The 19,599-nt window shown below is 58.5% G+C and carries 17 protein-coding genes; 10 read left to right on the top strand and 7 right to left on the bottom strand.

Translation table 11 applies throughout. The annotated features are described in order from the left end of the window. Positions 1–98: 98 nt before the first annotated feature. Together J3P94_RS16430 and J3P94_RS16425 are read right to left on the bottom strand one after the other, a co-directional pair. On the bottom strand, positions 99–2,084 hold the full coding sequence (locus J3P94_RS16430; RefSeq protein WP_434568828.1) for a M10 family metallopeptidase C-terminal domain-containing protein: 1,986 nt from the start codon (positions 2,082–2,084) through the stop codon (positions 99–101). 134 nt (positions 2,085–2,218) lie between these two features. Further along, positions 2,219–3,145: a DMT family transporter gene (locus J3P94_RS16425; protein WP_434574209.1), complete on the bottom strand. Its 927-nt coding sequence runs from the start codon at positions 3,143–3,145 to the stop codon at positions 2,219–2,221. On the opposite strand from J3P94_RS16425, the gene J3P94_RS16420 reads away from it, so the two are divergent. Further along, positions 3,126–4,277 (top strand): LysR substrate-binding domain-containing protein, encoded by a 1,152-nt coding sequence (locus J3P94_RS16420; RefSeq protein ID WP_434568827.1) that lies wholly within the window; start codon positions 3,126–3,128, stop codon positions 4,275–4,277. The two genes, J3P94_RS16425 and J3P94_RS16420, sit on opposite strands and share 20 nt — an antisense overlap. 30 nt (positions 4,278–4,307) lie before the next feature. Here the strand turns inward: J3P94_RS16420 and J3P94_RS16415 are convergent, their stop codons facing one another. Further along, positions 4,308–5,210 carry a bestrophin family protein gene (locus tag J3P94_RS16415; protein ID WP_434568826.1) on the bottom strand — a complete coding sequence of 301 codons (903 nt, stop codon included), beginning with the start codon at positions 5,208–5,210 and terminating at the stop codon, positions 4,308–4,310. Between the two features lie 367 nt (positions 5,211–5,577). On the opposite strand from J3P94_RS16415, the gene J3P94_RS16410 reads away from it, so the two are divergent. The 3 genes from J3P94_RS16410 to J3P94_RS16400 all read left to right on the top strand — a co-directional run bounded on the left by J3P94_RS16410 (position 5,578) and on the right by J3P94_RS16400 (position 10,340). Further along, positions 5,578–6,018, top strand: coding sequence for a hypothetical protein (locus J3P94_RS16410; protein ID WP_434568825.1), 441 nt, complete (start codon positions 5,578–5,580; stop codon positions 6,016–6,018). Between the two features lie 168 nt (positions 6,019–6,186). After that, positions 6,187–6,519, top strand: a complete 333-nt coding sequence (locus tag J3P94_RS16405; RefSeq protein ID WP_434568824.1) for a hypothetical protein — start codon at positions 6,187–6,189, stop codon at positions 6,517–6,519. Positions 6,520–7,628: 1,109 nt separating this feature from the next. Continuing rightward, entirely contained in the window at positions 7,629–10,340 is a 2,712-nt protein-coding gene (locus tag J3P94_RS16400) for an AAA domain-containing protein (protein WP_434568823.1), read from the top strand. A gap of 285 nt (positions 10,341–10,625) precedes the next feature. Here the strand turns inward: J3P94_RS16400 and J3P94_RS16395 are convergent, their stop codons facing one another. The 3 genes from J3P94_RS16395 to J3P94_RS16385 form a co-directional block, all read right to left on the bottom strand. Next, positions 10,626–10,886: a hypothetical protein gene (locus J3P94_RS16395; protein ID WP_434568822.1), complete on the bottom strand. Its 261-nt coding sequence runs from the start codon at positions 10,884–10,886 to the stop codon at positions 10,626–10,628. Between the two features lie 132 nt (positions 10,887–11,018). Beyond that, positions 11,019–11,495: a M10 family metallopeptidase C-terminal domain-containing protein gene (locus tag J3P94_RS16390; protein ID WP_434568821.1), complete on the bottom strand. Its 477-nt coding sequence runs from the start codon at positions 11,493–11,495 to the stop codon at positions 11,019–11,021. Between the two features lie 172 nt (positions 11,496–11,667). Continuing rightward, entirely contained in the window at positions 11,668–12,633 is a 966-nt protein-coding gene (locus J3P94_RS16385; protein ID WP_434568820.1) for an AraC family transcriptional regulator, read from the bottom strand. 101 nt (positions 12,634–12,734) lie between these two features. Here J3P94_RS16385 and J3P94_RS16380 point away from each other — a divergent pair, with 101 nt between their 5' ends. After that, positions 12,735–14,006, top strand: coding sequence for an MFS transporter (locus J3P94_RS16380; protein WP_434568819.1), 1,272 nt, complete (start codon positions 12,735–12,737; stop codon positions 14,004–14,006). Here J3P94_RS16380 and J3P94_RS16375 read toward each other — a convergent pair. Next, positions 13,978–14,880, bottom strand: a complete 903-nt coding sequence (locus tag J3P94_RS16375) for a LysR substrate-binding domain-containing protein (RefSeq protein ID WP_434568818.1) — start codon at positions 14,878–14,880, stop codon at positions 13,978–13,980. The genes J3P94_RS16380 and J3P94_RS16375 overlap by 29 nt on opposite strands. A 239-nt stretch (positions 14,881–15,119) precedes the next feature. Here J3P94_RS16375 and J3P94_RS16370 point away from each other — a divergent pair, with 239 nt between their 5' ends. From J3P94_RS16370 to J3P94_RS16350, 5 genes are read left to right on the top strand one after another with little or no spacing between them, the layout of a single operon-like run. Beyond that, positions 15,120–15,965, top strand: a complete 846-nt coding sequence (locus tag J3P94_RS16370; protein WP_434568817.1) for a transporter substrate-binding domain-containing protein — start codon at positions 15,120–15,122, stop codon at positions 15,963–15,965. 12 nt (positions 15,966–15,977) lie between these two features. Further along, a complete protein-coding gene (locus tag J3P94_RS16365) occupies positions 15,978–16,640 on the top strand; it encodes an amino acid ABC transporter permease (RefSeq protein ID WP_305495180.1) in 663 nt (220 codons plus the stop codon). 7 nt (positions 16,641–16,647) lie between these two features. Then, a complete protein-coding gene (locus J3P94_RS16360) occupies positions 16,648–17,367 on the top strand; it encodes an amino acid ABC transporter permease (protein ID WP_434568816.1) in 720 nt (239 codons plus the stop codon). Continuing rightward, positions 17,337–18,839 (top strand): argininosuccinate lyase, encoded by a 1,503-nt coding sequence (gene argH / locus J3P94_RS16355; protein WP_434568815.1) that lies wholly within the window; start codon positions 17,337–17,339, stop codon positions 18,837–18,839. The genes J3P94_RS16360 and argH overlap by 31 nt, the downstream gene beginning before the upstream one ends. A 2-nt stretch (positions 18,840–18,841) precedes the next feature. Next, positions 18,842–19,573 carry an amino acid ABC transporter ATP-binding protein gene (locus J3P94_RS16350; protein ID WP_434574207.1) on the top strand — a complete coding sequence of 244 codons (732 nt, stop codon included), beginning with the start codon at positions 18,842–18,844 and terminating at the stop codon, positions 19,571–19,573. Positions 19,574–19,599 lie beyond the last annotated feature (26 nt).

The following is a 19,599-nucleotide window of genomic DNA, read 5'->3' as shown; positions in this document are numbered from 1 at the left end:
CAACTGCGGGGAGTAACGAAGAGCGGCCTGTTCCGTTGGATGACATCCCCGCGTCAGGAGTGCTAACTGCCTAAGACAAAACTATCCAGGGCTGCGTTTCACACTAGGGCGTCAGCCACTCCGATCAACTGAAAGAGGTCCTCCTCCAAGGGCTCGGCGAAGATGATGTTCAAGTCACGGTAACCGGAGTGATCCCCTGCCAGGCTCAACTCGAATCTGGCCCCGGACGCGTCGGCTTCGTAGCTCTTCAAGTAAGTCAGGTTCCTGGCTTCATTAAAAACCACGTCCAACGTGCTGTTGTAACCATTTCCCAATCGAGTAAAGCCCAAGGCGGACAAGTCGATCGTGTCTTCACCCGCGGTATAGTCAATCAGGCGATCAGTGTGGTTTTCGGTGGCGGTACGGTAGCTGTCGCTCAATGCGTCGAAGCGGAACACATCGTTGTTGCCGCCACCCGCCAATAGGTCCCGACCATTTCCGCCAACCAGTACATCATTCCCCAGTGCGCCATTAAGGCGATCATCACCTGCGAATCCTTCGATGATTTCGCCTCGAGCGTTGCCTTGTAAACGATCAGCCCCTTCGGTGCCCATCAGTCTGGCTTGTTGAAACAGGACGTTGGTTTCATTCAGCGTCTGGCCCAGGTTACCGTCGAAGACCACTTCGAAGCGTTCCCCATCCGCGTTGGCCTCGAAATTCTTGAGGTAGGTCCGGGTCCCGCTCTCATTGACGCGTATCGCCAGCGTTCCGTCATATCCATTGCCCAGCCCGAGGAAGCCGAGGGAGGAGAGGTCGATCGTATCGGTGCTGGGGTCGAAGTCGGTGATTCGGTCGCTATGCGCCGTGGTTGCGGTTCGGTAGCTGTCTGCGGCTGACTGGTAACGGAACGTATCGGCCCCGGCGCCGCCCGTCAGCAGGTCACGACCTTGCTGGCCATCGAGCAGATCGTCACCGGCCCCGCCAGAGATCGCATCGTCGAACGAGGCGGTACCGAGCAGGAAGTCATCCTCGCGGCCACCGTCAAGGTGGTGATAGCCATCGTCGGGATTGCCAAAGCCGAGGTCCAGGCTACCGTCGGGGTTCAACTGGACCAAGGCGGCCAGATAACCGTCCGCGCTCGTCCCTTGGCTTCCGCCAATCAATAGCTTGCCGTTGGCCTGCATGATCATGTCGGCGACTGAGAAAGGAGCGCTTTGCGAGCCCCAACTCACCTTACCCTGATCACCGAAACCGGTGTCGAGCGAGCCGTCGGCATTGAGGCGGATGACGCTCGCCACGCCGCCCGAGGCGCCCGCCAGCAGGATTTTGCCGTCATCCTGAATGACAAGGGCTTCTGGGTGAACATCCAAGGCGAGGATGCCCCCGTTCGCAAAGCTGCTATCCAGAGTACCGTCCGGATTGAGGCGGGTCAGGGTATCTCGCCCGGTGACCAATACCTTCCCGTCTCCCTGCAGCGAAACGTCGATCGCGCTGCTGGGGTGAATGCCCACGGACGCTGGCAGGTGCAGGACTCCAGCCTCGCCGAAAGACGAGACCAGGGTCCCCGTCGCGTCGAAGCGGGCGATATGGATCTCCCCAGAGGGATACCCGGCGCTTGCGAAAAAGCTGCCGTCGCGTTGTACGGAGAACGACGCTTGCTGGCCTAGATCTTCATTCCAGTAGAAAGGCACCGTCGCGGTGCCGCCATTCCCGAAACTGGTATCGAGGCTGCCGTCAGCCAAGGTACGGCTTACACCCGAAACCCAGGCATCGCCTACTTTCACGTAGAGCGCCGCCAGGTAGCCCCCTCCCGGCTGCACCGCAGCGTTACCACCGTCCTCGATATCGAGCGACACGGGGAGGAGGGACTTACCGTCTCCACTGAAGTTGCGATCCAGGCTACCGTCGGCATTGAACCGAACCAGGCTTGCGGTGAAGCCTGAATCTTCTTCGCCTCCTAATCCCAGGCGACTATAAGCGCCAAGCCAGATGGCACCGTCCGGATCGACCATGATGCCTGCGACGGTGTCCGAGCCCCATAAAGTTGTGATTACCATGCCGGTGTTCCGCGCAGCTGAAGCGGCGGGCGAAATGCTCTGACTCATGTCCATGCCTCCGGTAGCTATCTGGCGCCGAAAACTATAGACAGGGCTCAATCAGGTTGCCAGGTGAGCTGCGCAATTGGACGTACCCCGAAGCGGATCACCGGATGACGGCCAGCCTGTCCGTCAACCCGTCTTCATGACTGCATCTTCCCCTTGCGATTTCCAGGGGGCGGGCAACTTCTATCATCCCCAGTCTGCCCAACCGCTTTGCTGAGATTCACTACGAGCAGGCCGACAATAGTCAGGCTTGCGCCTAGCAGAAATCCGAAGCTCGTTTGCTCTCCGAGCCACAGATAACCCATTAGTACGCCAAACAGCGGACTCATGAAGGCCAGCACTCCAAGACGAGCTGCGAAGTAGCGACGAAGCATCCAGAACCAGATCAAGTAGCTTGCCACTGACACGATTAATGTCTGGAAAACCAGGCTGGCCACTGCGCCGGTAGAGAAAGTCATCGAGCTTTGGCCTGCTACCAGGCTTAAAGGCAGCAGAAAGAGAAAGGCTCCTGCCAGTTGATAAAACAGGGTCTGGGTTGCCGGAGCTTCACTAAGGCGACTGGTACGCACCGCCACCGTCGTAAATCCCCAAGTAGCGCCCGCGCACAAGCCCAACAGGTCGCCCAGAAGGCTGTTTGCGTTGGTGATTTGAAGGGCTGTCCCGTCCCGTGGCATGAGGAAGGTGATGGCAATCCCTGCGAACGCCAGAGACATACCAGACCATTGAATCGCGCTAAGGCGCTCCTCCGGCAAGCGTAGATGCAGACCAATGGCGGCGAATAAGGGCGCGGTATAAAGGAAAACCGCCATATGTGAAGCACTTGTCCAGCGTAACCCTTGCGCGATAAACAGAAATTCGCTGGCGAACAGAACGGCCACGACCAACCCGGAGCGGCACCAGACACTTGGCAACCACATCTCCCGCATGATCCATTTTCCGATCAGCCAGACCAAGGCTGCAGCGACTCCCGAGCGAACGGCGACCTGCATGATGGGGGCTATGTCACCAGCAACCGCCTTCATTGCCACTTGCTGGGCACCCCAAATGAGGCACAGCACCACCATCACCGCCGTGGCAGCCCCGTCTACAGACTTTCTCACTTATTGGCACCTTTTATCGCTGATGATTTGCACAACCATTTATTCCTCACCCGGTTGGGAAAAGCCGGCCACCTGCCGGATGATCGGCATTGGTTTTTCCTACGGAAATCGGAATTCGTTCTGCGCTGTGGCGAAATTCGATTGTGGGAAAGTACGCAAGCCGCTACAAATCATGTGTTTTCGATCTATAGAAGAGAAAAACTACGTCATGAGAGCTGACACGCCCCTCAGGGCTATCGCTTGCTTCGACGCGGTCATGCGCACTGGCAGCGTCAGCGTCGCTGCAAGCCAGTTGTTCGTAACGCCGGGAGCAGTCGGGCAACAGATTCGCAAACTGGAAGGTTGGCTAGGAACGCCACTGTTCGTACGCAGTGTGCGCAGGCTGCAACCAACGGCGGAAGCTCTGAGCTACTGGGAGCAGGTGAAGCCGGCTCTTCGCCAGCTGGAGACAGCCAACCTGGCTGTCCGGGGCCTTAGAGACAGGCAGGTACGGTTGAGTCTGCCGCCGGCGTTCGCCAAGTCCTGGTTCGCAAAACGGATGCCGTTGTTCACCGAGCGCTATCCAGAAGTGCAACTGCACCTGAGTGCATCTACCGATACCGTGGATTTTAATGACGCCGCCTGCGACCTGGCAGTGCGCCATTTCGATGGATATGCCAGTGACGTGCACGCAGAACTGCTCTTGCCGGACGAGGTAAGGGTCTACTGCAGCCCGGCCTACCGCGAACGGCTCCAGTTGCATGACCTTGATTGTTTGCCGGGAGCCACCTTGCTTTATACGACTTCTCATGCCCACTGGTCTCAATGGCTATCATCGGTCGGCATGTCCCCCGATAGCTTCTCCAGCAGCCTCAAATTCGATCAGTCCGAGTTGGCAATCGACGCGGCGCGGCGCGATCAAGGTTTGGTGCTCACCAGCCCTTGGCTGGTTGAGGACGACATGGAGCAAGGTCTTCTTGTACCTGTCGTTGACGCTGTACTGAAGACTGGCAAGGGCTATTATCTGGTGCAGGCCAAAGATGTGGTGCTGGGCGAGGCAGCCCAACTGTTGCGCCAGTGGCTATGTGAAGTAGCGCGGCGAGTTCAACAACATTGATAACTTGAGGGGCCATTATAGGGTTCTTCTTCAAGCGTTCTCTTCAATCCTGCGCACATCACCCAAGGAATCGCGCTGCATCGACTGCAGGTTCTTTTCGATGGTTTCGCACAGTGCTTCCATCTGGATCTGATGTTCGCTGTGGCGGAACGGGCTTTGCAGATCGGTGCCGATGCGCTCGATGGCCAGCAGCATGAACCCAACCACGGTCGAAGCCAGCGGCGTGAACCAGCCAAGGGATTCCACCAGTCCAACCGGCACAATCAGGCAGAACAGCGAAATAAACAGCCGTGGAAAATACACATAAGGGTAGGGCAGCGGCGTATTCGCGATCCGCTCCATGCCGCCCTGACTGTTGGACAGGTCCACCAGCGTCGACTCAAGACGCGCCAGGCGAATGCTGTCCAAGTGTCCGGCCTTGTATTCGCGTGCCAGCAACGTCGCCGAGCCGGTGAGGATATCGTTGGCAAAGTTATTGGTCGTGCCACTGCGGGCAAACTCTTCGTCCGGAATAAACGCCCGCACTTCCTCGGGACAAGGCTGGCCTTGCAGATGCGCGGCGAGGCAATTCACATAAGCGACGTGGCGACGCAACAAGGTCGACTTGACCGGATTCACCTCGCTGCCGGGGTCGTCCAGCAGCGTCAGCACCTGACGGGCGAAGCTGCGTGAATTGTTGATCATCGTCCCCCACAGCGTCCGTGCTTCCCACCAGCGGTTGTAAGCACTGCTGTTGCGGAAGCTGATCAACACCACCAACGCCGAGCCGAGCAAAGTCAGCGGCATCAGCGGCAGGTTCAATTTGGCGTTGAGAAACAGCATGAAGTCCACCGTAACGGCGATGTCCCAGAGCAACAACCAGAACAAAGCCCAGCCCACGTAGCCCATGGTCTTGACGATCAGACGGTAATTTTTGACGATGGCAGCTTTCAAACGGAAACCTCGTGGCGAGCAGTTAGCTTAAACGCTTAAGCTCGGACGATGCTTGGGGGCAAAGGTTCGGTTGGCGCAGGCAGCATGACATTTTGTCGGTTGATGAGATCGGCGAGAGCGGCCGCATGTTCGGCCGTCCGAGCTGGTTTTGCTGAGGTTGAGGAGCTGAGCAAGGGACCTAAACAGGCCGTAGAACTCCGCGGGCATCCCATCAGCTGAACTCTGGAGATCTGCGGGGTTCGGCGCTTCCAGAGTTTATAGGCTGCTATCAACCCAAAGCAGCCGTTCGACCTGCGCAACAATGAGCTGATAGGGTTGAATCTACCCACTGATGGTAATAGGTTGACCGGATTGTTTTTGGAGCTTGATGATGGGTTTCTCCACAACGCTGTGGGAGTGGTACGGCCAAGATGAATACAAGCGAGTTGTCGCGGTGTGCGAGGCAATCCCGGCTCTTGAGTTCCTGGCACTGACCTCGGACATGCAGCAGGAAACCATCCCGGAGTGCCCTGCATGTGAAGCCTGGTCAGGTATGATCCTTCCGTTGAGCGAGGTTCTTTCAATCTGTGGCAGCGTGTTACCAGAGGAGATCAAGACACGGCTGCAAGGCATTTGGAAGCGATGCAATAGCCTTACTGAGGCTGCATTTCACTGTCATGATCGGCTGATATTTGATCATGACGAGTGGCAGCCGATCAGGACGGCCGCGATAGAGCTGCTGGATCTAATGGACTCGCTGGCAATCAAACCATTCTTGGATGACTTGCTATTGGATTGCATAAACCTTACTCGCGGGATAAAGCGTTGAGCATTTCTGCAATTCTATGATGGTGTTGAACGTACTCAGCCGCGTGCCCTAGAGATTTACCGCTTTTGGCCGATAGCTGTTGAAGCTACCGCTGCTACCATCCTTTCCCCGATCGAGTGCGCGACACATTAATTATCTGCTTTCAGGTCTTCTGGAGATACACTCACGATGACAGAGAACTCGCTAATCTATAAAAATAACCATATTAAACTAATGAGGTTTCATATCGTTTTGGCATTGGTCTATTTTTTTCTTTGTTCACTTTCTGTTTGGTTAAGCTTTGCTGATAAGGACACTCCAATTTGGCTGCCTGTTTTTTGCGGCGGAGCAATTTGCGCTCATTTACTGCTGGCATATGGAAGCAAAAATAGACTTGAGTCTTCAAGAAAAGCATCAGAACTTATAGGCATATTATTGATGTTAGGTTTTCCAGTAGGTACTTTTTTAGGATATTTCTTCTTGCAATGCACGATATGGCATGATCCAGAACAAGAACAATAACAGTCTATGTGAGGATAGGTGTGAGTGAAGGAGGTCCTTTTATTGGATTGACTTGCACGGAGTTATTGAACAAAAGACCTCACCCTCAGTGTAAGGCAACTGACTGCTTATGGCCGGCGGGCGACGATTTTGGCGCAAGACACTATACAGCGGCAAATATCAGTACACTCAGCCGTGCCCAGAGCGTTAACTTTAGGGCGGCGAGGCGTAAGCTGCCCTTGGCCTGGGGCGACTTGTACCGCAAGCTGCCTGTCGCGAATGGTTGCTTTGATCCTAAGCGGGCGGTCGCGACAGCTGTTCGGCCATGAATACCTCAAGTGATAGCCTTGTGACTGGATGCACTCTTTTGCCGGCGTCAGCTACGGTCGTCTTCTGCCCGTCGCGAGACGGAAGAAAACGACCCAATACAGCCGGTTGACACTGGCAGAAGTGGGCCAAAAGCGGAGTTTATCTGCTATGACACCAATGACGAGTTGGTCTGTGAGGTAGGCTGTAAAAATATGATCACCACAGTGAGCCAAGATGATTGCTTAAACTATTTCGTCGTCGTGCATGGCATTGACATTGAGACCTACGAACGACTGGCCGTTCACTTCGAATGTCGTCGTGGCGGCATGCGAGTGACGGACGGAAGCCGGTATATCTCTGTCCCAATCACGATGGCTACCTTAGAGGGCACCCTTGCTTGGGTCAAAACCGAACTCGGGGGGCGCTACTGTGAGCTGTATTTAATAGTGTGCGTCGCAACCAAATTGTCTTGGAACGAGGTTGTCATCAACTCTGAGATAGCTTTGCTCGCTGGTCAAGCTGGTGCGGCGATTAGGTTTGCTTTTAAGCGAGCGTGATTTCATCTCTGCAGTATCCACATTGGGTCGGTAGCCGCGATTGGTGAACGGCTGCTTTTGGCCGCTAGCAGTCCTTATCAAAGGTCTGCATTGGGTCGAAAGCTGCCATTTGCGATGGGCTGCACTCCGCCGGTAGCACGAAACATTAATAAATGCGTGAATCGGCTATCGACCCTGCATGCAATGATGGCAATATGATCGCTCTAGGAGAAATAGCATTCGGCGCGAGGCAAAGCCGGATGTCATGCGCATAGGGATAGGGATATGGTTTCGATTCAGGTGGATGGTGCGGACAAGACCGCAAAGATCAGCGATTGGGCGATTCGCTGGAACGACAAGCACGAAGCTCTGGAATTGACCTGTCACTTCCCCTCCAAGAAAAAATACACCCGCCCACTCAGTAACTGCCAAGTTTCGCCCACCCGCGAGTTGACTAATGTATTGCTGCACAAGCCCGGCAGCATGATCGTCACGCCCATTGCCAAAGCTATGATTTACGGCGAGCGATACGCCGTCGTGCACTACCCAGGCACCGAAAAGCCTTATGTTTACAAGATGGACGGTATCAACTTCACCGCCCCGACATCAATGAAAGACACGCCGATCTTTCGCTATTTCACTACCGTGGCGAATGCCCGACAGGATCATGCTGAGTCGAAGACTGATCGTGAAATTGCCGAAAATGTGGTGCGCCAGCTTGGAAAACTGCCCGCCATCGCTGGTACTGCCTTGCAAGCCTATTGTACGGGGCGCAACGGCACGCTGGCGCCGGGTCAGGGGCTCATCTATCCGTTCGGGCTTAACGAGAGTCAGCTTCAGGCGGTCGAACGAGCGTTCAGTGCGCAAATCAGCGTGATCGAAGGCCCGCCAGGGACCGGCAAGACTCAGACGATCCTCAACATACTCGCCAATATTCTTTTACGTGGGCAGACGGTAGCGGTGCTGTCCAACAACAATGCTGCCGTGGAGAACGTTTACGAGAAGCTGGAGAAGTACGGCCTGGGCCACTTAGTCGCCAAGCTTGGCAGCCAGGACAAACGCGAGTTCTTCTTCGCCGACCTGCCTGCGTGGCCATCAAGCGCGCCCGAGCCTGCACCGTCCCTAGATGAGATCCAGGCCTTGCTGACCCGCTTGAAGCAGCACCTGAAAGACCACAACAGGGCGGCACAACTACAAATCGAGCTGGACGAGCTGGTCATCGAACGGCGCTACCTGCAGCAATGGCAGACAGAAAGTGATGTGCAGGGCACAGGCTCGCTCGATAAGTACGGCCTGACACCCCGCAAGACTGCGGACCTCATGGCCTATTTGGCTTACCTCGGCGAGCAGCGCGTTAATTTCAAAGACCGCATTGAGTTACTGTTTAAATTCAAGATTTTCCGCACCAAGCCATTCGCCGAGGGCGAGGCGCGCATGGCCGTTTTTCATGCACTGCAAATGCATTACTACGACAAGTCGCTACGGGACAAGGAGGCGGAGCTGCGGGCGTGCCGTGAATCGATGGTACGCGCAAATTTCACGGCCCTGCTGAAAGAATTCTCAACAGCATCAATGCACCATCTGAAGCAGCATCTGCAACTTCAGGTACCGCCGTCGGACAGCTTTGATGCCAAAACTTACCGCAGGTATTTCGACGTTTTTATGAAGCGCTTCCCGATCCTGGGCAGCGGCACGCACTCCATCGTCAATTCGATCGCGCCGGGAGCGGTCCTCGACTACGTGATCATCGACGAAGCCTCTTTGCAAGACATCGTGCCGGGCATCCTGCCACTGGGCTGCGCGAAGAACCTGATCGTCGTGGGGGACAACCGCCAGTTGCCGCATATCCCCGTGGCACTGGGGCTTCAAGCGCCCGCCGAGGTCTACGATTGCGAGCACTACAGCCTACTGGATTCGTGCATTGCTGTGTTCCAGGACGCTCTGCCCAGAACCCTGTTGAAAGAACATTACCGCTGCCACCCCAGGATCATCCAGTTCTGCAACCAGCAGTTCTACAACAACGCACTGGTGCCAATGACCGAGGACAAAGGCGAAGCCCCCCTGCGCCTAGTGGTGACAGCCAAGGGCAACCACGCCAGGAAGAACACCAACCTTCGGGAGTTGGATTCCCTGCTGAAGGTGCTTGAGGACGAGGGACAGCCCGTCGGAGTGGACGACGAAGGCCGTGGTTACATCGCCCCGTTTCGGGCGCAAGTCAATCTTTCCGACACGCACCTGCCGACGGATTTCGTTAAGGACACCGTGCACAAGTTTCAGGGGCGTGAGTGCGACGAGATTGTCTTCTCCACTGTGCTCGACAAGAAGCGCTACAACCAGGCGCAAACACGTCTGGATTTCGTCGATGACCCACGCATGGTCAACGTGGCAGTTTCGCGGGCCAGACATCGCTTCACGCTGGTGACCGGCGATGAGGTGTTCACTGATAATAATGGCCACATCGCCGCGCTGATCCGCTACATCAGCTATTACGCGCAGGACGAGCAGATCGTACGCGCGCCGGTGGTGTCGGCGTTCGACTTGCTGTACCGCGAGTACGACCGGTCCCTCGCACGCTTGGACGCCCGCCTGCGATCAGAGGACTCACGCTACAAGTCCGAGCAGATCGTGGAACAGTTGCTGCGCGAAGCGCTGTCAGCCCCGGCGTACCAGGCATTGAAGTACCACACACAGATCCAGCTGGATAAGCTTGCGTCACCGGGTAGCCTCGACTGGACGGGGGCCCAGCGGGAATTCATGAGGCGCGCCAGTTGCGATTTCGTGATCTATTTCAAAGTGGGCAAGAAACCGATAGGGGTGATCGAGGTCGATGGCGGGTACCACGACCGACCCGTGCAGGCAGCTCGGGACGCCATGAAGAATGAGATTTTGGCTAAAAGCGGCATTCCTATTCTGCGGCTGCGGACGGTTGAGAGTGACATTGAGCGAAGAGTTGGCGACTTTATTGGGCAGTGGGCTAGTCCTGCGCATGGCGCATAAACCACTTGGAGGGCTAATTTATTAGTACGCCTGTACCCCGAAATCTGTTTGCGGCACTCAAAAAACCAAACGACGTTGGGGTTACAGCCTTGGCGGTAATTGGCCTGGTGAGTACTGACCTAGAGGTGTGCTACCTCGTTATCAGGTACATCAACTATGAGACAGGCGCTGTTGACGGCGATCATCTTTATCTCTCCTTAGAGGAAGTGTTCGCCTCGACCGCGTCGGATTATGGGGTGGCAATAGATGACTGGCGGACGCTATCGGCCGCAGAGGTCGCTGTTATTAACGCGCAAATTCGGTGAGTGCCTTGGGTTCTTCCTCACCTGTGGTGCCTTTGGCAAAACTTTTCATCTGCGCTAATCGATTGGGATTGATAGCCCTTAAGGTCAGCGGCCCGGTGCTGGAAAGGAGGTTTGGCTCGTATGGAAGAGATTGGCTGGGCCGTGTGAGGCTAGCCATGGTGCGTTTGCAAACCAAGCGGCATCCGGTTTTTTCGCAAGGCTGGGCGCGCTTGCGGCGGCTTGCGAGATCCATCACTTTCATATCGCTTTAGACCGCTCGGAAAGCGGCCCAAGGCAAGGACTAACCAGGTTTACGTTTCACACCAAGGACTCAGCCACTCCGATCAATTGAAAGACGTCTTTCTCCAAAGGCTCGGCGAAGATGATGTTCCAATCACGGTAACCGGAGTGATTTGTACCCATTTCCCAATCGGGTAAAGCCCAAGGCGGACAAGTCGATCGTGTCTTCACCCGCGGTATAGTCAATCAGGCGATCAGTGTGGTTTTCGGTGGCGGTACGGTAGCTGTCGCTCAATGCGTCGAAGCGGAACACATCGTTGTTACCGCCACCCGTCAGCAGGTCACGACCTTGCTGGCCATCGAGCAGATCGTCACCGGCCTCGCCAGAGATCGCATCGTCGAACGAGGCGGTACCGAGCAAGAAGTCATCCTCGCGGCCACCGTCAAGGTGCTGATAGCCATCGTCCGGATTGCCAAAGCCGAGGTCCAGGCTACCGTTGGCATTGAACCAGACAAGGCTGCCGGTAAAGCCTGAATCTTCTTCGCCTACTAATCCCAGGCGACTATAAGCGCCAAGCCAGACGGCACCGTCCGGATCGACCATATACCTGCGACGGTGTCCGAGCTCCATAAAGTCGTGGTTACCATGCCGCTGTTACGCGCAGATGAAGCGGCGGGGGAAATGCTCTGGCTCATGTCCATGCCTCCGATAACTGTCTGGGGCTAAAAATATAGGCATGGCTCAGTCAGGTTGCCACTTTATGGAGCGAAGGGAGGTTTTACGGCCATCTGCCTATCAAGGCCTAGATAACCGACTGCCTCGACTGCCGACTCAACCCAGGCGTCTTGCCCGTAACGCGCTTGAATGCGCGGCTGAAAGCGGCCTGGGAGGTGTAGCCCAGGCGTTGCGCCACTTCTTCGATCGGCAGCCTTTCGAGCGTCAGCCACTGGCGCGCGAGCCGCATCCGCAGTTCGGTGACGTAGCGCAGCGGGGCCATGCCGATAGTCGCCTGGAAACGGTCGGCGAAGACCGAGCGCGAGGTATTGCATTGCTCCGCCAGCTGCGCGACGGTCCAGTCGCGGCCCGGTTGTCGATGGAGCGCGAGAAGTGCATTGGCCAGGCGCTGATCGCGCAATGCGGCGACCAGGCCAGAGGCATTACCGCAGGCGCATTCCACCCAACCGCGAACGACCATGGCGGCCACCACGTCGGCCAGCCGCGCGAGAATGCCGGCGAAGCCGACACGTGCGGCGCTCGCTTCGCGTTCCATGGTGGTCAGGATCGGCATCAGTCCGGGGTAACGCTGGCCGCCGGCATCAATTAGCATCAGGCCCGGCATCAGCCTGCCCAGGCCATGGATGCTGCCCAGTTCAAACTCCATGCAGCCGCTGAACAGAATGGTCGTCGGCGTGGGGCTGGCATCGTTTCCAGTATCCACCGCGCTGACGGCATCGCCGAGGGGAGCGCGGTCCAGGCGATCAATGTCCTGGACCGGCGCGTCCACATGGGACAGCAGTTGGTGCGCCGCCCCATGGGAAATGAACACGGCATTGCCGGCCGACAGCGCATAGGTGGTTCCGTCTTCCATCCGCAGCAGTGCATTGCCGACCGCCAGGAAATGGAACCAGGCGTGTCCGGGTTTGGCAGCGAAGCCCAGGCCGAAGGCTGGACCGGCCTGGATACGCCGGTACTCGACACCGCGCAGGCGCATACCGCGCAACAGCTCGTTGATGAGATCCGAGGAAAGGGCAAGCTGATCGGTAGGCATCGTTCAGGTGTTTCGGTCAAAAAGTCGGGGTTTTCGATCATAGATCATCCGGTTTCGCGCGCCTAGACTGCGGGTCGCAATGAAATTCGGAGATTCGTGTAATGACTGACTGTGTATGTAATGCCGTAGCCGGCAGCCGTTCCGGCGTCGGGCCGGATGTAGAGCCGACTACCCCCGCGTGGATGGCCGTGTTCTCGTTGGCAATGGGCGTGTTCGGATTGCTGACCGCCGAGTACCTTCCGGCCAGCCTGTTGACGCCGATGGCGACGGATCTGGGGGTGTCCGAAGCGCTGGCTGGCCAGGCGGTAACGGTGACCGCCGTGGTCGCGTTGTTCGCTGGCCTGTTGGTGCCAGGCCTGACCCGCGGCATCGATCGCCGCTGGGTGCTGCTGGGTTTTTCCACGTTGATGATCGCATCCAATCTACTGGTCGCCGTTTCTTCCAGCCTCGCGGTGCTGTTGCTGATGCGAATCTTGCTGGGCATCGCCCTTGGCGGATTCTGGAGCATGGCGGCAGCGGTGGCGATGCGCCTGGTACCGGCGGCTTTGTTGCCCCGAGCGCTCTCGATCATTTTCAGCGGCATCGCCATCGGGACGGTGGTTGCGGTCCCGTTGGGTAGTTACCTGGGCGGGCTGTATGGCTGGCGCAGCGCATTCTTTGCAGCGGCGGCGGTAGGTGTGGTGACCCTGGCTTTCCAGTCGTTCACGCTGCCGCGCCTTGCGCCACGCAGGCCGGCACGCCTGCGTACCGTATTTGAAGTGTTGCGGCGCCCGGGCATCGCCATGGGCATGTTCGCTTGCGTGCTGGTGCACAGCGGCCATTTCGCGATGTTCACTTATGTCCGGCCATTTCTCGAAGGGACTACCGGCATCGACGCGCAAGGGCTGTCGCTGATGCTGCTGGGTTTCGGTGTGGCGAACTTCGCCGGCACGCTGTTGGCCGGGTGGCTGCTTGAGCGTCATCCGCTGGCCACCCTGGTATTGATGCCGGCGCTGGTAGGCGTTGCCGCACTGGCGTTGGTGCTGTTGCCGGCCTCGGTGCCGGGCCAGGCGGTGCTGCTGGCAATCTGGGGCCTGGCCTTTGGCGGTGTGCCGGTGGCGTGGTCGAACTGGGTCGCCAGCGCGGTGCCTGATCAGGCGGAAAGCGCCGGGGGCATGGTGGTGGCGTCCGTGCAGTCGGCCATCGCAACGGGCGCTGCCGCTGGCGGTGCGATGTTCAGCCTCGGTGGCAGCGCCGGCGTATTCGTCGCGGCGGCTGTGCTGATGCTGCTGGCTGCGTTGCTGATTGCGTTGCGGGTCCGGGTTCGTTCTGTCCATGGCAGTGCCCAGGCCACGACGGCGCCGCTCATTGCCAATCCGTCGCAACGGCAGTGAGCATTTCATGAATCAGTTGCCCGAACCGTTGTGTCAGCAAGCCTTGCGGCCTGTCTGCCGGTAGCAGCAGATAGGTCGAGAAGCGTATCTGTGGGCGAAAGGGGCGGATTTCGATACCCGTATGCAGGTACTCCAGCGCCACGATCGGGCTGACGATGCTAACGCCCAGGCCCAGACCCACCAACGAGCAGACCGTGGCGGCGTAGGGCGTTTCCAGGCTCAGTTTCCGGTGGCCCCGGTCCTCGGGGAATGCCCGGTCGACCCGGGCACGAGAGCCGTCGTTTTGCGACAGCGAAATGAATTCCTCGCCCTTGAGATCCTCCGGTCCGACGCAGGCCAGTGCGCTCAGGCGATGACCCTTGGGGAATATGCACACGCCTGGCACGTCGCAGATCAACCGGGTCGTCACCCCCGGCATGTCCTCGCCGACGTAGGACGCCAGCCCCAGATCGCAAAATTGCGAGGCAGTCCAATGGGCAACCATCGGTGAGTCATTGGTATGGAGCGAGATCGCGACGTCCGGGTTCTCCTGGCGAAAGCGTTGGATCACGCGAGGCAACACCGTCAGCGACAGGGAGGGAACCGCGGCGATACGCAAGCGCCCCGTGCCGACGCGGCTGATGTTCTGCGCGGCTTTCTCCAGGCTGTGCAGCCCGATGAACGCCCGCTCGACATCGGCGAACAGCGCGGCCCCCTCATCGGTGGGTAGCAAGCGTCCGGCGACCCGTTCGAACAGCTTGAAACCAGCGTTGCGCTCAAGTTGGGCAATCAAACGACTGATGTTGGGCTGGGAGGTGTGCAGGGACTCGGCCGCGGCGGTCATCGAGCCACTCAACATGACTGCGCGAAAGGCTTCGACTTGTTTGAAGTTCATGGCGTCCCATATCAATTTGGTATGAATGACTGATGAATTGTCATTTGTTTGCATGAGCCACAGGCTTTATAAATCTTTCCATCGACGTGAGCGCGAACGCGGGAACGGCGATGCGGTTCGAGCATACGGCAGTCATAAGCATAAAAAAACGCCGCTCTTTATCTCATTTCTGCCCTTGTATTTTCACGGTGTCGTGCCGCCTCAGCCGCTCGATACCGATATGTAAACCAGGAGGCATCATGTCGTTTTCATTCAAGATTCTTGGCAGTGCGCTGGCGTTCTCGGGCCTGACGCTGGGTGGCCTTGCCCAGGCCCAGGCAAGCGGATTGCCTGCGGTTCCCGATGAGATCAAGGAGGCCGGCCAGGTGCGTGCCGGCGTGCGTTGCGACCAACCGCCCTACGGTTTTCAGGACAGCAGTGGCCAGTTCGCCGGCGTCGAAGTGGAGATGGCCAGGCAGATCGCGCTGTGGTCGCTGGGCTCGAAAGACAAGGTGACGTTCACCTGCGTCACGGCGGAAAACCGCGTCCCGCAATTGCTCGGGCGCAAGGTCGATTTCCTGATCGCGACCTTGGGCGTCACCCCTGAACGCTTGCGCGTCATCGACTTCACCACGCCTTATCGTTGGGGCGCCAGCGACGTGGTGGTGAAGAAGGACAGCCCGATCAGGAAAATCGCCGACCTCAACGGCAAGACCCTCGCTACCCTCAAGGGCTCGGTGCAGGCCAAGTGGTTCGAAGACCACATGCCGGGGGTCAAGACCTTGCGCATGAACAGCGCCGCCGATGCGTTGCAGACCTTCCGCCAGGGCCGCGCCGATGCCTACACCCATGATGCGGCGACGCTTGTGGTGGTGGCGGACAATGACAAGGACGCGCGCCTGCTCAACGAGCCGTTCCAGATTTCCGATGCGGCGATCGGCGTGCGCAAGAACGACGAGGCATGGCGCGACTACCTCAGCGCCGCCATCGCGCGCATGCATGAGGAAAAACTGTTCCGTGGCTGGATCCAGCAGTTCGTGCCCCAGGGCATCCAGAGCTACTACATAAGCGTCTTCGAGCAGCCCAAGCCTGCCGAAGCCCTTTGAGCGGACGTCACCATGGACTTTGACTTCAACTATCTATTGGCCCAGTGGCCGGCGCTGCTCGATGGCGTGCAGATGACGTTGCGCGTGTCGGTGCTCGCCATCGGTTGCTCATTGCTCGTGGGTGTCCTCGGCGGCGCGGCGCGGGTGATGAAAGTGCCGGTGCTGGCGCAGGTCGTGGCGTTGTACGTGGAACTGATCCGCAACACGCCGATCCTGGTGCAGTTGTTCTTCATTTTCTATGGGTTGCCCGCCATCGGCATGGGGCTGTCGCTGTTCTGGTCGGGGGTGTTGTGCCTGTCGCTTTGGGCCGGGGCCTATCAGATCGAGAACGTGCGGGGAGGGCTGGCGACCGTGGAGCACGGCATGCGTGAAGCCAGCGTCGCGCTGAGCCTCAAGCCAAGTCATTACTTTTGCCTGGTGGCCTTGCCCATCGCTTTCAGGACCAGTTTGCCGGCGATGTTGAACACCGCCATTTCGTTGCTCAAGAACTCGTCATACCTGCAGGCCATCGGCCTGGCCGAGCTGACGTTCGTCGCGGTGGACCGCATTGCCACGGATTTTCGCGCCATCGAAATGTTCAGCGCCATTTGCGTCATCTACCTGGCGCTGGTGGGGATCCTGGCGCTGTTGACGGGACGGCTCTCGGCCCGCTTGCAACGACCTTTCCAACACTGAGGCCGGTATGAATTTTCTGATCGAAAACTGGGCCTTCGTATGCAAGGGCCTGTGGATGACCTTGCGCCTGGCGTTGGTGGTGCTGCTGTTCACTACGCTGATCTCTGTCGTTCTCGGGGTGCTGGCGACGCTGAAGAATCGTCTGTTGCAGTTGGCGATCCACGGTTACGTCGAGCTGTTTCGTTCGATCCCGTTGATCGTCAATGTGTTCTTCATCTTTTTCGGTGCGCCAATGCTGGGCCTGGACTTGAGCCCGTTCGTGGCGGTGACCACCGGCCTGACCCTGTGGGGCAGTGCCAATGGCATCGAGATCGTGCGCGGTGGCCTGGAGTCGGTGGCGCGCCATCAATGGAAAAGCGCCTGGGCACTGGGCCTGCGGCCCTGGCAAATCTATCTCTACGTGATCGCGCCACAGTCGATGCGCGCCATCCTTCCGGCGTACACCGGCCTGCTGACCATGCTGGTACAGGCCACGTCCCTGGGCGCGCTGGTGGGTGTCGGCGAGTTCCTCAAGGTCGGCCAGATCATCATCGAACGGGACACCGTCATGACCGGTGTGAGCCCAGCGTTCACGGTCTACGGCCTGGTGTTGCTGGTGTATTTCGTCATCTGTTCCCTGCTGAGCTGGCTCAGCCGTTATCTCGAACGTCGGCTGGGTCGCCCAGTGACGCGTGCCACTCCTGAAGAGGTTTCAACATGCAAGCATCCAAAGTCAGCCGGCGTCTGAAGGAAGCCACCGCGCCGGAAGTCAACGAGTACATCTATCGGCCGCGCCTGCAGGGCTTCGCCGAGGGTTTCGAACTGTTGGGCAATATCAACAAGGCCCACATCGTGATGCTTGCCGAGCAAGGCCTGATCAAGGATGAGCACGCCGCCGTGTTGGCCAGGGGCGTGCTCGAAATGGAGGAGGCCGGTCCTGGCGAGGTGGCCCTCGACCCGTCCCGTGAGGATGCCTACTTCAACTACGAGGCCCACCTGATCGGGCAAATTGGCACCGACATTGGCGGGCGCCTGCACACCGGCCGCAGCCGCAACGACATCCTCGCCACGCTCGACCGGCTGCGCTGCCGTGAAGTGCTGATGGACCTGGTCGAGGCATTGCTGGAAGTCCGCCAGACAGCTGTCAACAACGCCGAAGTGTTCGCCGATGTGGTGATGCCGGGTTATACCCATCTGCAACCGGCGCAGCCGATCACCTATGGCTATTACCTGTCGGCGGTGGAACAGGCGTTGGCGCGCGATTGCAAGCGCCTGACCCAGACCCTGGAATCGATGAACCAGAGTCCGCTGGGCGCGGCGGCCTTTGCCGGGACTCCATTCAACATCGACCGGGGGCGCACGGCCGAGCTGCTGGGTTTCGACGGTTATCTGGACAACGCCCTGGATGCGGTCGGCTCCAGGGATTTCATTCTCGAAAGCCTGTCGCACCTGAGCCTGTTGGCGGTGTTCTGGAGCCGGGTGGCCCAGGATTATTTCGTCTGGAGCACTCACGAATTCAGCCTGATCGACTTTCCCGACAGCGTCGCCGCGACGTCGAGCATCATGCCCCAAAAGAAAAACCCCACGGTGCTGGAGTATCTCAAAGGCCGCAGCGGGCATATTGTCGGCCTGCTGATGGGGGCGAGTATCAGCATCAAGGGAAGCAATTTCTCCCATACCGGCGACGGTAATCGCGAGGGCATCCGTGGCTTCTGGGAGGCCGCCGAAGAAAGCCTGCGCTGCCTGAAACTGTTGGATCTGGTATTGCGCACCGCAACGCCGAATATCGAGCTGGCGGTACGCCGGGCGGGCGAGGATTTTTCAACCGCCACCGGCCTGGCCGACCTGATCGTGCAGGAAGCGGACCTGTCGTTCCGCGAGGCCCATCATGTCGTTGGTGGGGTCGTACGCATGGCCATGGATGCGGGCATGCTGGCGCACCAGATCGATAGCGCGATGGTCGATGTCTGTGCCCTGGAGCAGTTGGGGCATGCGCTGAACCTGCCGGCCCAGAAGGTGCGCGACTGCCTTGATCCGACCGCCAACGTCCAGGCGCGGATTTCGGCGGGCGGTCCGTCGATGGCTTCACTCAAACCGAGCCTGCTGCGCGCTAACGCCAGAATCGCCACCGAGCGCCAAGCCAACCAGGCTCGTCGTGATCGCTTGGCGGCTGCCCATGAGCGTTTGCAAGCAGCGACCCGGGCGCAGGCGGGGCTATGAGCATGTTGACGGTACGTGGGTTGCACAAGCGGTTCGGTGACCATGAGGTGGTCAACGGTGTGGACCTGGACGTTGCCGAAGGCGAAGTGGTGGTGATCATCGGTCCCAGCGGCTCCGGAAAATCCACCTTCATTCGCTGCCTCAACAGCCTTGAAGTGCCCTCGGCCGGCAGTGTGGTGATCGGCAATGGCGAGTCGATCAAGGCGGGTGATCGCAAGGCACTGGCGAAGTTGCGGGAGGAGGTGGGCATGGTGTTCCAGGACTACACCTTGTTCCCGCACCTGTCGGTGATGGCCAATATGATCCTGGCGCCGGTCAAGCTCAAGCGCGCGTCCAAGGCCCAGGCACAAAGCGCTGCGCTGGCACTGCTGGACCGCGTCGGACTTCGGCATAAGGCTGACGGGTACCCATCCGAACTGTCGGGTGGTCAGCAACAGCGCGTGGCGATCGTCCGTGCCTTGGCCATGAAGCCAAAGTTGCTGCTGTTCGATGAGCCCACCTCGGCGCTGGACCCGGAAACCGTTGGCGACGTGCTGAACGTGATGAAGGGTCTGGCCGCCGAAGGCATGACCATGATTGTCGTGACCCACGAAATGGGCTTTGCCCGGGAAGTGGCGGACCGGGTGATATTTTTCGACGCAGGGCGGATTGTCGAGATGGGGCCGCCGTCGCAGATATTTACCGCGCCCCAGGAGGCTCGGACACGACAATTCCTGCAAGCGGTCCTTCATTGAAACGCAGATATTCAGGCCGTTGCTCG

It is taken from the genome of Pseudomonas sp. Z3-8 (assembly GCF_051131975.1).
Classification (GTDB): Bacteria; Pseudomonadota; Gammaproteobacteria; order Pseudomonadales; family Pseudomonadaceae; genus Aquipseudomonas.
This window is presented reverse-complemented; position numbering and strand designations above follow the sequence as displayed.